Raw genomic sequence first — 14,373 nt, 5'->3', positions numbered from 1 at the left:
ATGAGGCAACCCGGCATCCACCCTGGCGGCCCGCACAGAGCAAAAGAGCAATCAGGAGCAGGATTATGAGCGAGATCGAAGCGCTGCGCAGCGATGTAAAGGCCCTGACCGAGCGGATCGGGATGCTGGAGGATCTCAATGCAATCCGCCGGCTTCATAATGCCTATGGCTATTATACCGATTATAACCGTTCGGACGAACTGGCCGAGCTGTTCTCCGACGATGCCGAGATCATCTTTCTCTCCGGCATCTATCGCGGCAAGGTGGGTGCGCGGCGGCTCTATGGCGACTGGTTTCGCCAGTTCTTCACGCAAGGGCGCCCCGGCCCAGTCTATGGCTTCCTGCTCGATCATTTCCAGATGCAGGACATCATCACCGTCGCGCCGGATCGCCGCACCGCCAAGGGCCGGTTTCGCGCGCTGCTGCTCGGCGGCAATCATGAGAGCCGCGACTATCGCCCGGAAGGCCTGCCCGACCAGTTCTACGAAGCCGGCATGTACGAGAATGATTATGTGCGCGAGGACGGCGTCTGGAAGATCAAGCGGCTCGATTATGTCGTGCAATGGCAGGCGGATTATGATGCGGGCTGGTACAAGACCATCGCGCATCTCCAGCCGCTGACGAAGACCTTTCCGGACGACCCGCTCGGCCCGGATGAACTGGTCGACAATCAGCGGCAGACATGGCCTTATCGGCAGGAACTGGCGATGCACTTCGCGCATCCCGTGCTCGGCCGGGCGCTGGCGGACGCGGAACGAACCGCATAGCGGGCGACGGGTGGCAGTGGGCCGAGGGAGAGGGAATTTTAATCGTGGGTTTGATGTTCAGGCGCATGATGGCGCTGGCCGCGCTGCTGCTTTTCCTCCCTTCGGCCTGCCGTGATGCCGCAGACGATGGTCAGGCCGGCGGCGATGGCGAGTGGCCGCTGCATGGCCGCACCGAGACGGCGCAGCGCTTTGCCGAACTGGATCAGATCGATCGCGAGAGCGTATCGCGGCTGGGCCTTGCCTGGTCGTTCGATCTGGAGACGGATCGCGGGCAGGAAGCGACCCCGATCATGGTCGATGGCGTGCTTTATGTGGTCAGCGCCTATGATGTCGTCTCCGCCATCGATGCGCGCACCGGCAAGGGCTTGTGGACCTACGATCCACAAGTCCGCGCGGCATCTGCGCGCTCCTGCTGCGGGCCGGTCTCGCGCGGTGTCGCGGTGGCGCAGGGCCGGGTTTATGTCGGCGCGCTTGACGGGCGCCTGATCGCCCTGGATGCCAAAAGCGGCAAGCCGGTCTGGGAAACGCAGACGATCGACCAGTCCGGCCCCTTCGCCGTGAATTACACGATCACCGGGGCGCCGCGCTTCATCAAGGGCAATGTCGTCATCGGCAATGGCGGCGCCGAGTTTGGCGTGCGCGGCTATGTGAGTGCCTATGATGCCGCGACCGGCAAGCTGGCCTGGCGCTTCTACACCGTCCCCGGCAAACCCGGTACGAAGGACAACGCCGCGTCCGACGCGGTGCTGGCCAAGGCGCAGGGAAGCTGGGCAGGGCAATGGTGGCGCTATGGCGGTGGCGGCACGGTGTGGGATGCGATCGAATATGATCCCGCGCTGGACCTCATCTACATCGGCACGGGCAATGGCTCGCCGTGGAATCATCAGATGCGCTCGGACGGGAAGGGGGATAATCTGTTCTTGTCTTCCATCGTCGCGCTGCGCGCCTCGACCGGAGAATATGTCTGGCATTTCCAGCAGGTTCCGGGCGATGCCTGGGATTATACCGCAACCCAGAATATCGTGCTGGCGGACATGGAGATCGATGGCAAGCTGCGCAAAGTGCTGATGCAGGCGCCCAAAAACGGCTTCTTCTATATCCTCGACCGCGCGACCGGCGAGTTCCTGAATGCCACCGCTTATGTGCCGCAGAATTGGACGAAGAGCATCGATCCCAAGAGTGGCCGTCCGGACATTGTTCCGGAAGCACGCTATTACCGCACCGGCAAGCCGCATTTCCAGTTCCCCAGCTCGGGCGGCGGGCATAACTGGCCGCCCATGGCCTTCAGCCCGCGCACGGGGCTGGTCTACATTCCGGCGCAGGATGTGGGCATGCCGTTCGGCCCCAACCCTCAGGAGGCGCAGGTGATCGGCGCCTATACGTCCGGCGTTGCGATGAGCGGCGGCGGTGCCATGAGCGCGGCGGACCGCAAGGCGCTGTATGACAGCATGAAGGCGCGGCTGATCGCCTGGGACCCGATCGCCCGCAAACCGCGTTGGACAAGCGAGGAAGCGGCGCCCTTCAATGGCGGCGTGCTGGCGACGGCGGGCGGCCTCGTCTTCGGCGGTAATGCGCAGGGGCGGCTGGTCGCCTATGATGACGAGAGCGGCAAGCAGCTCTGGTCGTTCGATGCGCAGACTGGCATCGTCGCGCCGCCGATCAGCTATCGGCTGGACGGGGTGCAATATATCGCGGTCATGGCCGGCTGGGGCGGCGGCTGGCCACTCACCGGCGGGGTGATGGCGCTCAAGGCCGGCAAGACCATCGGCCCTAACAGGCTTCTGGTGTTCAAACTGGATGGGGCGGCGAAGCTCCCTGCCTTCACGCCGGCTGAGCCGCTGCCGTTCCCCGATGTGGTGGACAAGGGCACGCCGGCGCAAATCGCACAGGGCGACGGACTGTTCGGTCGCTTCTGCCTGCGCTGTCATGGCAGCGGGGCGGTGAGCGCCGGTGCCTATCCGGACTTGCGCCGGACGGGATTGCTCGGCACGAAGGGTTTTTCGCAGGTCGTTCTGGGCGGCGCGCTGGCGGAGATGGGCATGCCCAGCTTCGCAGGCCAGCTCACGCCGGCACAGGTCGACGCCATTGACGCTTATCTCGTCCGCCGCAGTCTCGAGGACCGACGGATTGAGACTCAGGAAGGACGCAAGCAGACGCGATGACCGATCAGGCGCAGGGTGGCATGATGAGTGCGCCAGAGATGAAGGACGGCATGATCCGTGTGGCGGGCGGGCAGTTCTGGATGGGGTCGGACGACCATTATCCCGATGAGGGCCCCGCGCATCCGGCCTCTGTCGATGCTTTCTGGATCGATGAAACGCCGGTCACCAATGCGCAGTTCGCGCGGTTTGTGGAAGCGACGGGCCATGTGACGGTGGCCGAAACGGTGCCCGACGCTGCCGACTATCCCGGTGCCGATCCCGCGATGCTGAAGGCCGGCTCATCCCTGTTCACGCCGCCGCCGACCCCCGTGCCGCTGCACGATCCAATGGGGTGGTGGACATTCTCGTTCGGGACAGACTGGCGTCATCCCTGGGGGCCGCAGAGTTCCATCGACGGGCTAGCGGATCATCCCGTCGTCCACATCGCCTGTGCCGATGCGGAGGCCTATGCGGCCTGGGCAGGCAAGCGCCTGCCGACGGAAGCGGAATGGGAATTCGCCGCGCGGGGCGGGCTGGATCGCAAGGCCTTCGCCTGGGGCGAAGAACTGCACCCCGGCGGGGCCATGCTGGCTAACACCTGGCAGGGCGATTTCCCGCACCAAAATGATCTTTCGGACGGCTATCTTCGTACCTCGCCGGTGCGCAGCTATGCGGCCAATGGCTATGGCCTCTGGGACATGATCGGCAATGTGTGGGAGTGGACGAGCGACTGGTATGTCGATCGGCACGACGCGCCGACCAAGCCCTGTTGCGCGCCGCATAATCCGCGGGGCGCCAGCGAGGATGCCAGCCGTGATCCCTATAGCGGCTTTCCCCGCCGCGTGCTCAAGGGCGGATCGCATCTGTGCGCGCCCAATTATTGCCAGCGCTATCGCCCCGCCGCGCGCTATCCGCAGACGGTGGATACCTCCACATCGCATATCGGGTTTCGCTGCGCCCGCGACGCGTGAGGATCGCCCGCTAGAGCTGAGCGTGGCAGGTGGGTTGGCTTTAGAGCCCGCGTGCTTCCAGCGTTTCCAGCAGCATTCGCTCAAAGGATTCGCGGCGGGTGCGGCGGGCGGCGAGCAGTTTCTTGCTGTCCTGTTGGCGGATGGCGTTCAGCAGCTCGCGCTTGTCCACCACCTTGCGCTCTTCGCTGTTCCGGCGCGGCAGCGGCAGGAGGGCGCGGTAGCGATCGGTCAATGCCCACAGGCGGATGGCCTCGCGCACGATGGTCTTCTTGGGCGAGAGGTTGAAGATCATCGTGTGGAATTCACGATGCTCGTTCCACCAACTCGTGCGGTCGCCTTCGTCGAGCAGCTCTTCGAGGCGCTGTTCGCGACGTTCGAGTTCGGCAAGCTCTTCGGCGTCCGGCCAGTCGACGGATTTGAGCAATTCGTCCTCGACCAGATGGCGCAGGGCAAACAGTTGCTCGGCCTCATCGCGGGAAAGCCGGGTGACGAAGAAGCCCCGGTTGGGGTCGTGCTCGATGATGCCTTCCGAGCTCAGCAGCTTGAGCGCCTCGCGCACGGGCACGCGGCTGGCATTGAATTGCTCGGCCAGTTCGGTCTGCCCCAGCCGCATCCCGGGTGCCAGCGTGCCGCGGGCGATGAGCAGCCGCAGCTCATTGGCGATCTTGGCGGGAACTCCGCGTTCGGATTTCACTGTTTCCTGCATCATGGGCATTCCTGGTTGGCCGAAGAGCCAGCGGCCTTGAAATTATGGTCGTTCCGGGCATCCCTAGCGTGGTGTCTCACAAAAATGTAGACATTTTCACGCGCTAGGAATCCCGGGCCGGTCGCGCGAGGCTTTTGGCCGACAAACACCCTCCACCCGCTTGACCGGAAATTCAGGATAGGTATACAAAAATGTATACCTATGATCTGATAACCAGCTGCGGGTGGGGATTTTGCGATGATTGTCGATTGTCATGGCCATGTGAGTGCGCCGGCGGAACTGTGGATTTACAAGTCGATGCTGCTCTCGCATCGCGGCGAACACGGCAAGAAGTTCCCCGACCTCACGGATGAGGAAATTCTCGCCTACACCAACAAGAAGGAGATGGCGCCCTGCGGCCATCTCGACATGCTCGACCGGGTCGGCACCAACTACCAGCTGCTCAGCCCGCGCCCGTTCCAGATGATGCATTCGGAAAAGCCGGGTTTTCTGGTCCACTGGTTTACCGAAGCCACCAACAACATCATCGCCCGCCAGTGCCAGCTTTTGCCGGACCGCTTCGCGCCCATCTGCGGCCTGCCGCAAGTGGCTGGCGAGCCGATCGAGAACGTTCTGCCCGAGCTTGAGCGCTGTGTGAAAACGCTGGGCTTCAAGGGCTGCCTGCTCAACCCCGATCCCTATGAGAACAGCGGCACCGAGCCGCCGGCGATGGGCGACCGTTATTGGTATCCGCTGTATGAGAAGCTGTGCGAGCTGGACGTGCCGGCGCACATCCACTCCGCCGGATCGCGCAGCCGCCGCGCGCCCTATACGCTCAACTTCCTGCTGGAAGAGACGATGGCCGTCTATGGCCTGCTCGAGAGCGATGTGTTCAAGGACTTTCCTAGCCTCAAGATCGTCTGCAGCCATGGCGGCGGCGCGATCCCCTATCATGTCGGTCGCTTCCGGGCGTCCGGCCTGCGCAAGGGCGAGGAGTTCCTCGATAAGATGCGGCACATCTATTATGATACCGTGCTCTATTCCGAGGAAGCGCTGCGGCTGTTGATCAAGACCGTCGGCGCCGACAATTGCCTGTTCGGCGCGGAATGCCCCGGCGTCGGCTCTGCCGTCGACCCCGCGACTGGCAAGACGCTGGATGACATTGCCCCGTTCATCACCGGCTTCGACTGGCTGAGCCAGGCGGAGAAGGACCAGATCATGTTCGGCAACGCCGCGCGCCTCTTCAAGCTGGACCTGCGGCCAGCATGAGCGCGGGCGATCCCCATGTCGCGCGGCTGCGCCAGCTGGATGCGTGCGCGGTGTCTGACACGCTCGACAAGCTGGGCCTGGCCGGCTGCGTGACCGGCCTGCGCTCCGCCTCGCCGGGCCGCCGCATCGCCGGGCGCGTCCACACCGTGAAGCTCAAGGCTGGCAACGCGCCTGCCGATCGCCCGCCGGTGCATCTGGGTGCCGCCGCCATCGATGCCAGCGGCCCGGATGATGTGATCGTGGTCGAGCAGCGCACCGGCATCGACGCCGGCTGCTGGGGTGGCATCCTGTCGCGCGGCGCCCAGCACAAGGGCGTGGCCGGGGTGATCTGCGAGGGTCTGGCTCGCGATGTCGATGAAGCCCGCGAGATCGGCGTTCCGGTCTTCTGCCGCGGCTACACCGCCCGCACGGCCCGCAATCGCGTCTACGAGGATGCCACCGACGTTCCCGTCACAGTCGGCGACTTCACCGTCGAACCGGGCTTCTATGTCATCTGCGATTCCAGCGCGGCCGTGTTCATCGCGCCGGCCGACATCGCCCGCGTGCTCGATGCCGCCGAGGATATCGTCCGCCGCGAGGGCGAGATGACCCGCCGCCTCGCCACCGGCGAAAGTGCCAGCGCCGTGCTCGGCGCAAACTACGAATATATGCTCAAGGGCGATCCCCAATGACCGACGACAGCAACGTTACCCGCGCCGCCGCGCTCGACACCGCAACACTCAGCGACGCGCTCGACCGGCTCGGCATTGTCGGCCAATGCTACCAGATCGCCGGGCGCGACCCGGATTTCCGCATGGCCGGCCGCGCCTACACCATGCTCTGCGGTCCCGCCTCGACGCCGCCTGGCACCGTCGGCGATTATATCGATGATGTCCCCCCCGGCCATGTCGTCGTCATCGACAATGGCGGGCGCGAGGATGCCACCATCTGGGGCGATATCCTCACCGAGATCGCCCACCGCCGCGGTCTTGCCGGCACCGTCATCGACGGCATCAGCCGCGATGTCTCACTCTGCCGCGCGCTCGGTTATCCCGTCTTCAGCAAGGGCCACTGGATGCGCACCGGCAAGGACCGGGTGCAGGTCGAGGTCACCAACTGCCCGGTCAATATCGGCGGCGCCCGCGTCGCCCCCGGCGATATCTTGCGCGGCGACCCGGATGGCGTGATCGTTATCCCGCAGGCGCATGAAGCCGCCGTCCTCGCCGCCGCCGAGGAGATCCACGCCGCCGAAGAGAGCATCCGCGCCGCCTGCCGCACCGGCATGCGCCTCGATGAGGCCCGCGCGCAGTTCAAATATCACAGCCTTCAGACACGCGTGCAGGGCTGAATGTCGATTGGCCCTAGCGGCCGTGCTGGAAGACCTGCTCCAGCGCACCTTCGATCTTGGCGCGGGCTTGCATATAATCGGCGAGCAGCGCGTCGCGGTCCCGCGCGGCCAAGGCGTCGATCAGCTTGCGCTCGGGGCTCTCGCCCATCGTACGCGGCATGAGCGAGCGATAGCGGTCGGTCAGCCGCCAGAGCCGGGTCGCTTCGCGCAGCAGGATGCGCTCGGGCGATAAAGCGAACAGGGCGAGGCGCAGATTTTCCAGCGCCAGCGCCCAATTGGTGAAATCGCTCACCTGATCCATGGCATCCAGCGCATCGAACTGGCGGCGGAATTCGGCGATTTGCGCGTCGGTCGGCCAGACCGCCGTGGCGAGCAGTTCCGCTTCCAGCCACCGGCGCAGCTTGTAGAGCTGGCGGGCTTCCTCCAGCTCCAGCGGCGCCACGAAATAGCCCCTGTTATGGTCGTGGCGCAGGAAGCCTTCTGCCGCCAGCAGCTTGAGCGCCTCGCGAATGGGCACCTTGCTGCGCCCGAACCGGTCGGCAAGCTGGGTCTGTCCGAGATGTTCGCCCGGCAGCAACGTGCCCCGCACGATCAGCGCCCGCAGTTCATCCGCCACCACATTGGGCAGGGAGTCCCCCATGTCGATCTGCGTGGCCAAATATGTGCTCCTTGCGGCTGGTGGCAGTGCGCCATGGAAGAGGATTTTGGCGGGCGAGGCAATAGGCAGGGCGGGAGGCGGGGAGGGGGCTGCGATCACCTCTTGCGCGGGGAGACGGTGACGTGAATGGCCCCCTCGATCCCGCGCCCGGCGGTGGCGAGGATCGCCTCATGCACCTGCTCCAGCGGAAAATCGTGGCTGCACAGTTTTTCCGCCGGCCACTTGCCGCTGGCAAGAATGTCGAGCGCCATCTGCACCGCGCGATAGTTATGGCCCCGTGGTGCGCGCACGGTGAGATAGCGCTTCTTGATCTCGCCCAGCGGCACCGAGGCGCTGAGGCCATTGAGGCTGAGCCAGGCGCCCTTGGCCGACAACGCTATCGCCTGCTCGGCAATCTTTCCATCGGGGTCGCCAGTGGTATCCACCACCACATCCACGCCCATGCCGCCGGTCGCCCGCATGACCACTGCGGCAAGATCCTCCTGCTGCACGTCCACGGCGATATCGGCACCGAGGCTGAGCGAGAGATCCAGCCGGGCGCGGTCGCGCGTCATGCCGGCGATGATGACGGTGAGCGCGCCCGCCTGCTTGGCGGCCAATGCGCAACTCAGGCCCTGCTGGCCGGGGCCGAAGACCAGCACGGTCTTGCCCAGTCCCGCGCCGCCATCCAGCACCGCCCATTGCACGCCATTGCCGAGCGGCACCGCGAGGGTCGCCAGCCGGGCGTCCATGTCCGCCGGAATCTTGTGGATGACGGCATTGGGCGCAAGATACATATATTCCGAGAAACCACCCCACAGATGCGGCGGAATGTCCGCATTGCACGTGCCGTAGCGCAGGGTGTTGAACCGATCCTTCACGTTGAAGAAGTCGGCCTCCATGCACAGGCGGAAATCGCCCTGGCGACACCAGTGGCAATGCCAGCAGGGGAGATACTCGTGCAGGGCGATGCGGTCGCCGGCGCGCAGGCCCCAGCGCTGTGCCGCAGCGCCGCCGATGCGGGCGACGGTGCCGACATTCTCATGGCCCATGATGCAGGGCGCCGTGTTTTCCCGCCGATACATTTCGGGGTCACTGCCGCCGACGCCCGAGGCCTCGACTTTCAGCAGGCCATCATTGTCGCCGAGGGGCGGGAACGGAAATTCTCTGATTTCAGATCGTTCGATATCGACCTTCACGGCAGCACGAGACACGGACTCCATCATTCCCCTCCAATTCTCGTCGCGAAGGCCCGTTGCGCTCAGGCCCGGCCCCAGCTCTTGCCGTAAACGCGCATCGCCGTCCCGCCCAGGATCATCTCCTGTTGCGCGGCTGTGAGATTGCGTACCGCTGCGCGACCAAGTGCGGCCATATAATCATAGCTGCCGGGCGATTGGGTGATGTCCGATCCCCAGATCATCCGCTCCGCGCTGAACAGATCGCACACGCGCTCGATGACGGGGCAGGGGTCGATCCCCGCCTTGTCCAGCCGCCCCAGCGGAATGGTCGTGAACTTGACGACGACATTGCCGAACTGCGCGATCGACCGCAGCCGATCATCGATGCCATGGTCCGGGCCGCCGGCATCGCTCTGAATGGAGCTGAGATGGTCGATGACCACCGTCAGGCCCGGCACTTCGCGCAATATCCGCTCCAGATGCGCCAGCCCGATGTCGCGGTTCCACGGGAAGAAATGGACGCAGACCGGCACGTCGAGCGTGGCGGCGGCTTGCCAGGCATTGCGTGCCACCGGGGAGTCGAGCCAACCGATGTCCGAGCCCTTGATGAGTTCCATCAGCCGAATGCCGACGGCGCCATGCTCGCCGACCCAATATCGCACGGCCTCCCCACAATCCGCCTGCGTGGCATCAATGGAGCAGACGGCGGCGAAGCGTTGCGGATAGCGCGCGGCGCTGTCGCAAACATAGCGACTGTCGAACCCGTAGATTGATCCGCGCTGCACGAGCACGGCCCGCTCGACGCCGGACTTGTCCATCTCCTCCAGCAGCGTCTCGGCCGTCATGAGATTGTCGAACGCCATCGGGGGCAGCAGACCGCCCGGCGGTGCCGGCGGGTAGGTGACCTTGTCGTCGGAGACAAGATGGGCGTGGCAGTCGATCATGAGCGAAAATTGCACCCGTCAGTGAGACGAGGGACCGGCGCTGCGCGCCGCCGCATCTTGATCAGGCCGCCACATCCGAGCGCATTCAATGCGCGAAGCCGACGATTGAAGCCTGTCCAAGACCATTCCCCCCTTGAAAGCCGCCAGCGGGTCTGTCGCCCGCTGACGATCGACCGTTCTTGCTCAGGCGAACGCGTTGAGCGCGCGCAGCTTTTCTTCATAAGCCGCGCGTTCATCCGGCGGCAGGAAGTGGCGGAAGTGCGGCCCCTTGGACATCGCCGGAAGCCCGTCGGCAATGCGCTGCCAGCTCTGCGCCTCGTCCCGGCTTGCGTAGAGTTCCCCGCAGGCGGAGCCGGCGAAGAGCTCCACGCCGCCCTCGGCAGAATCGTGCATCGCCGCGACTTCCAGATTGCCGGCGATCGGATCGGCCATGCCGACCATGCTAGTCCGCCAGGTCTTGCCATGGTCCGTGCTGATCATGAACTTGGGATAAGCCGTGCCTTCCGCGCCCCAATTGGGATTGGGGTTCATGCCGGCGCCGACCATGAACATCAGCTCCTTGCGGGGATGCACGAACAGCGGGTCCGGATAGGCGCAGGGGTGGCTGGTGTCGGTCAGGCGCTCCCAGGTCTCGCCACGGTCCGCCGTATGATACAGGCCGATGCCGGTGGTGAGGAAAATCTCGGCGGCGTTGTCGCGATAGAAGGTCACCCGGTGCTGGTCGCGGCGGAACTTGTCGTCCGGGCGCTCCATGGAGTTGAGCGACGTCCAGCTTTCCCCGCCATCTTCGGTGCGCAGCAGGTCGCCCTGCTCCACGCAGATGTAGATCGTCTCCGGCTCGGACGGATGCGCAGCGATATGCTTCACATGGGGCTGGGAGCGAGGGAAAAACCAGTGCTCGGTGCCCTCGACCTGCGTGCAGCCGGGATAAGCCGTCCAGCTCTGCCCCAGATCGAAGCTGCGGTAGAACATCACCGGCTCGGTGCCGACATTGAGGATCGTCCGGTCGCCATCATGCTGCACGAGCAGGCTGTAGACATGGCCGGATTGCAGGCCGTTATTGCGCGCTTCCCAGCTCTTGCCATGGTCAGAACTGACCATCAGGCCGCCCTCATAATGCAGGCCGGCGAACAGCATGTCCGTCACCTCGTCATAGACGAGCGCGCTGACATGATGGCCGGGGAGCAGCATATCGGGCTGCCGGGTCCAAGGCGCATCAAGATTGTCCCGGCGAAAATCCACCACGCCGTCCGCGGTGGCGATCAGCATCCGGTTTGCGGCGCTTTGGCTGGCGGAGCTCGTCTTTCCGTTCGCGGAAATGCAGATGATCGTGGATTTGGCAGCCTCTGCCATGGGATGTGCTCCAGCAATAGAATATATCGTTTTGTATAACAATCTATTCCAGTCTTCAAGCCTTGCGCTGGAAGAATATTCTACCGGCATTGCCACCGAAGATTGCCGCGACACTGGCGGGGCGGTGCTGCTCGAACACATCGCGCGTCCAGCCGAGCGCATTGGCATAGCCCTCGCGCGAGGAGACGACGGGGAAGTCGCTGCCCCACATCAGCCGGTCTGGCCCGAAGGCGTCCAGCAGCTCGATCAGCGGTGCGCCGCCCGCCGGGTCGAGCACAGGCCCGGATGCAGGCAGAGGCTGACCGACGGGTCGGGCAATCAACTGCCCCAGCGCGGGAATCTTGACCGTGATATTGGGGAAGCGCGCGAGCGCGAGCAGTGCCGTCCAGGTTTCGGGCTTTCGGTCGCAATCGGGTCTGACCCAGCCGGCCAGATGCTCCAGCATGATCGGCAAATTCGGGACGCTGCCGATGAGATCGGCGAACGCGGGCGATACAAACTGCGCGCTCGGCCCGCCGCAACTGATGACAAGGCCGTGCCGCTCCGCAGCCCGCCAGATGGCGAGCGGGTCGTCACCGGGGCTGCGGGCATCGGGCCGCAGGCGTAGGCCGGCCGCACCGTCATCCGCCAGCATCCCAAGTTGGTGCACCGCATCGGGCGCCGCGGGATCGATGGCGCCGACGCTGACGAAGCGATCCGGATAGCGCGCAACGCAATCGCGCTGATAGCGATTGTCAAACTGCCCAAGGATCTGCGTCAGCACCGCCTGCGCGACATTGTGGCGGTCCATCTGGAAGAGCAGGGTTTCGACCGGCTCGAACCACAGGGGCGAGACGTGGCAATGGGCATCGATCAGGAGCACGGCATATCCTCACAGGCTGTCATCGCCGGGGGTGGGCCGATATCGTTAGCGTAAAATGTTAGGCGATTCTAGCCGTCGGCTTAGTCCTCATCCCGCACGGCGAGCTGGCTCAAATGGCGCGGGATGCGCCGACGCATGAGGAGGGTCGCGACGAACCCGATCAGCGCGACGGCCAGCATGGCGCCGCGATACTCCATCAGCCCCGGCTCCGCATGGCCGGTAAATTGCGTCAGGAGGCCAAGCAGCAGCGCCGTGAGCGAGACCGCCAGCGCTGCGAACAATTGCATGGAAATGCTGGCGAGCACATTGCCCTGCGTCATCGTGTCCTTGTCCAGACTGACATAGGTCAGCGAGGTCATGCCGGTAAACAGCACGGAGCGGGCCAGTCCGGCGACGAGCAGCGCCACGAAGATCAGGGCAGCGAGCCAGGGGCCTTGATCGGCCAGGGCGACCACGGCGATCGCGGCCAGCCCTGCGAAGCTCGAAAGCATCACCGGTCCCGAGAAGCCGAAGCGGTCGAACAGGGGGCGAATGAACAGCTTGGCAAGCAGATCGCCGCCATTGAGCGCCATGAGCATGACGCCGGCCAGAATGGGCGTGAAGCCATAGGCCATCTGGAACATGAGCGGCAGGCCGAAGAGCATCGCGCGCGCCGGGATGCGGACGATGGCGCCCGCGCCGATCACCGTCGTCCGGAAGCTCGGATCCTTGAGGGCATCGAGCTTCAGCACCGGGTCCGGATGGGTGCGAATATGCTTCAGTCCGGCAAGGCACAGGACCGTGCCGACCGCGAGCAACATCCAGGGCAAGGGGCGACCGACGCCGCTGGCCAGCCGGTCGAAGCCGGTGAGCAGGCAGACGAGCGATCCGCCCAGCAGCGCGGCGCCGACCATGTCCAGTCGTCTAGAGGCATCGGGCGGGCTGGCCGGAATGGTGCGCCATGCTGCGAGCAGCAGAGCAATGGTGACGGGGATGTTCAGCAGGAAGATGAATTCCCAGCGCGCATATTGCACGATGAATCCGCCAATCGAGGGACCGAGCGTCGGCGCGATGAGCATGGGCATCGCCACGATCGCCATCGCATCGACCAGTTCCTCCTTGCTGGTCTGCCGTAACAGCAGCAGCCGGGCCACCGGGGTCATCAGCGAGGCCGTCGCCCCCTGCAGGGCGCGCGCGGCAATGAACGGCCAGAAGGAGGGGGCGGCGGCACAGCAGATGGAGAAGAAGGCAAAGCCCGCCGTCGCGATCATGAACACGGTCTTCGGGCCAAAGCGCTCGGCCGCCCATCCGCTGATCGGCAGCAGCGCAATCTGCATGGTGAGGTAGATGGTGATGGCGAGGCTGAGTTCGATGGCAGGCAGGCCAAAGTCGGTGGAAATCTCCGGGATCGCGACTGCCAGCACGGACGCATCGAGCTGGACCATGAACATGGCGGTCGACGCAATGAGGATCGCGCCGCGACTCTTCAGGGACAGAAACCGCTTCAAGCCCGGTCTGTCCGCTCGCGCAGTGGCCGGCTAGCCGCTGGCGTCTTCGTCTGTTTCTTGCGGAATGAACTCATGGGGGCGTTGCCGGGCGGCGGCCTTTCGGCTGAGGTACAGGGTGATCAATATGCCCATAATGCCGAAGAGCGCGCCGACCATCTCAAAATTTGTCATTTCGAGTGGATTGAGGCTCATCATGTCGACTTGGCCGTCGAGTTTGAAGCTGAAGTTCGCCATTCGCCTGTCGATCCCTGCTTAATTCGCCTGTCGATCCCTGCTTAAAGTGCCCGCATCAGCCGGGAGGGCCGCTTCCAGATCGGCTGCGGCGCGGTCTTCGCCTTGAGCAGCGGCAGGAAGTAGTTGGCATAAGCCGCGAGCAAGATGAGGTGCATGACCAGATTGCGCGTCACCGAGAGCTGGATGTGGGGCAGGGGTACCCACGGGACATTGGTGAGGAAGATCATCAGCGTCACCGGCATCAGAAGCGTCAGCGCAAGCGGTACGAAGCGGTTGAGCAGCAGGCAGGCGCCGGCGGTCAGCTCGATGATCTTGGCATAGGTGAACAGGTTGAGATCGGTGGCGGCGAGCACGAACGCATTGCCGGCCGCCGCGCCCATCTTGGGCTGGGGCCAGAAGAGGATGAAGTAGTTGAGGCCGGAAACGAGGTTGAAGCCGCCGAGATAATAGCGGCAGAAGACGACACCGTATTTTTCGATCACGCTCCTCATGCCGCGTCCTCCCCTGATTTCCGTCAG

General features: G+C 64.5%; 15 protein-coding genes. 6 read left to right on the top strand and 9 right to left on the bottom strand.

Features of this window, described 5'->3' with window-relative positions:
• Positions 1–65: 65 nt before the first annotated feature.
• From M2337_RS14365 to M2337_RS14355, 3 genes are read left to right on the top strand one after another with little or no spacing between them, the layout of a single operon-like run.
• Positions 66–767, top strand: coding sequence for a nuclear transport factor 2 family protein (locus tag M2337_RS14365; protein ID WP_264570800.1), 702 nt, complete (start codon positions 66–68; stop codon positions 765–767).
• Between the two features lie 53 nt (positions 768–820).
• Positions 821–2,929, top strand: a complete 2,109-nt coding sequence (locus M2337_RS14360) for a PQQ-dependent dehydrogenase, methanol/ethanol family (protein WP_264572276.1) — start codon at positions 821–823, stop codon at positions 2,927–2,929.
• Between the two features lie 50 nt (positions 2,930–2,979).
• Complete coding sequence (locus tag M2337_RS14355; RefSeq protein WP_264572275.1) at positions 2,980–3,879, top strand: formylglycine-generating enzyme family protein; 900 nt, start codon at positions 2,980–2,982, stop codon at positions 3,877–3,879.
• Positions 3,880–3,919: 40 nt separating this feature from the next.
• On the opposite strand, the gene M2337_RS14350 is transcribed toward M2337_RS14355, so the two are convergent.
• Positions 3,920–4,588, bottom strand: coding sequence for a GntR family transcriptional regulator (locus tag M2337_RS14350; RefSeq protein WP_181560131.1), 669 nt, complete (start codon positions 4,586–4,588; stop codon positions 3,920–3,922).
• A 234-nt stretch (positions 4,589–4,822) separates the two neighbouring features.
• Here M2337_RS14350 and M2337_RS14345 point away from each other — a divergent pair, with 234 nt between their 5' ends.
• From M2337_RS14345 to M2337_RS14335, 3 genes are read left to right on the top strand one after another with little or no spacing between them, the layout of a single operon-like run.
• Complete coding sequence (locus M2337_RS14345; protein WP_264570799.1) at positions 4,823–5,833, top strand: amidohydrolase family protein; 1,011 nt, start codon at positions 4,823–4,825, stop codon at positions 5,831–5,833.
• The gene (locus M2337_RS14340; protein ID WP_264570798.1) at positions 5,830–6,504 is read left to right on the top strand and encodes an RraA family protein; all 675 of its coding nucleotides are present in this window, start codon (positions 5,830–5,832) and stop codon (positions 6,502–6,504) included. The genes M2337_RS14345 and M2337_RS14340 overlap by 4 nt, the downstream gene beginning before the upstream one ends.
• Entirely contained in the window at positions 6,501–7,160 is a 660-nt protein-coding gene (locus M2337_RS14335; protein ID WP_264570797.1) for an RraA family protein, read from the top strand. Before M2337_RS14340 ends, M2337_RS14335 begins: the two co-directional genes overlap by 4 nt.
• A 13-nt stretch (positions 7,161–7,173) precedes the next feature.
• Here M2337_RS14335 and M2337_RS14330 read toward each other — a convergent pair whose 3' ends face one another.
• The 8 genes from M2337_RS14330 to M2337_RS14295 all read right to left on the bottom strand — a co-directional run bounded on the left by M2337_RS14330 (position 7,174) and on the right by M2337_RS14295 (position 14,346).
• Complete coding sequence (locus M2337_RS14330; protein WP_220128545.1) at positions 7,174–7,818, bottom strand: GntR family transcriptional regulator; 645 nt, start codon at positions 7,816–7,818, stop codon at positions 7,174–7,176.
• A gap of 95 nt (positions 7,819–7,913) precedes the next feature.
• Positions 7,914–9,020, bottom strand: coding sequence for a zinc-dependent alcohol dehydrogenase (locus M2337_RS14325; protein WP_264570796.1), 1,107 nt, complete (start codon positions 9,018–9,020; stop codon positions 7,914–7,916).
• Positions 9,021–9,058: 38 nt separating this feature from the next.
• Positions 9,059–9,919, bottom strand: a complete 861-nt coding sequence (locus M2337_RS14320; protein WP_264570795.1) for an amidohydrolase family protein — start codon at positions 9,917–9,919, stop codon at positions 9,059–9,061.
• A gap of 183 nt (positions 9,920–10,102) precedes the next feature.
• Positions 10,103–11,272: a WD40/YVTN/BNR-like repeat-containing protein gene (locus tag M2337_RS14315; protein ID WP_264570794.1), complete on the bottom strand. Its 1,170-nt coding sequence runs from the start codon at positions 11,270–11,272 to the stop codon at positions 10,103–10,105.
• 55 nt (positions 11,273–11,327) lie between these two features.
• Positions 11,328–12,134, bottom strand: a complete 807-nt coding sequence (locus M2337_RS14310; protein ID WP_264570793.1) for an amidohydrolase family protein — start codon at positions 12,132–12,134, stop codon at positions 11,328–11,330.
• An 80-nt stretch (positions 12,135–12,214) separates the two neighbouring features.
• Positions 12,215–13,621 carry an MFS transporter gene (locus M2337_RS14305; RefSeq protein ID WP_264570792.1) on the bottom strand — a complete coding sequence of 469 codons (1,407 nt, stop codon included), beginning with the start codon at positions 13,619–13,621 and terminating at the stop codon, positions 12,215–12,217.
• Positions 13,622–13,651: 30 nt separating this feature from the next.
• The gene (locus M2337_RS14300; protein ID WP_264570791.1) at positions 13,652–13,855 is read right to left on the bottom strand and encodes a hypothetical protein; all 204 of its coding nucleotides are present in this window, start codon (positions 13,853–13,855) and stop codon (positions 13,652–13,654) included.
• A gap of 41 nt (positions 13,856–13,896) precedes the next feature.
• Positions 13,897–14,346: a hypothetical protein gene (locus M2337_RS14295; RefSeq protein ID WP_264570790.1), complete on the bottom strand. Its 450-nt coding sequence runs from the start codon at positions 14,344–14,346 to the stop codon at positions 13,897–13,899.
• Positions 14,347–14,373 lie beyond the last annotated feature (27 nt).

Origin of the sequence: Sphingobium sp. B2D3A (assembly GCF_025961795.1) — a bacterium.
Classification (GTDB): domain Bacteria; phylum Pseudomonadota; class Alphaproteobacteria; order Sphingomonadales; family Sphingomonadaceae; genus Sphingobium.
The sequence above is the reverse complement of the archived record's forward strand: the minus strand, read 5'-3'. Positions and strand labels throughout refer to the sequence as shown.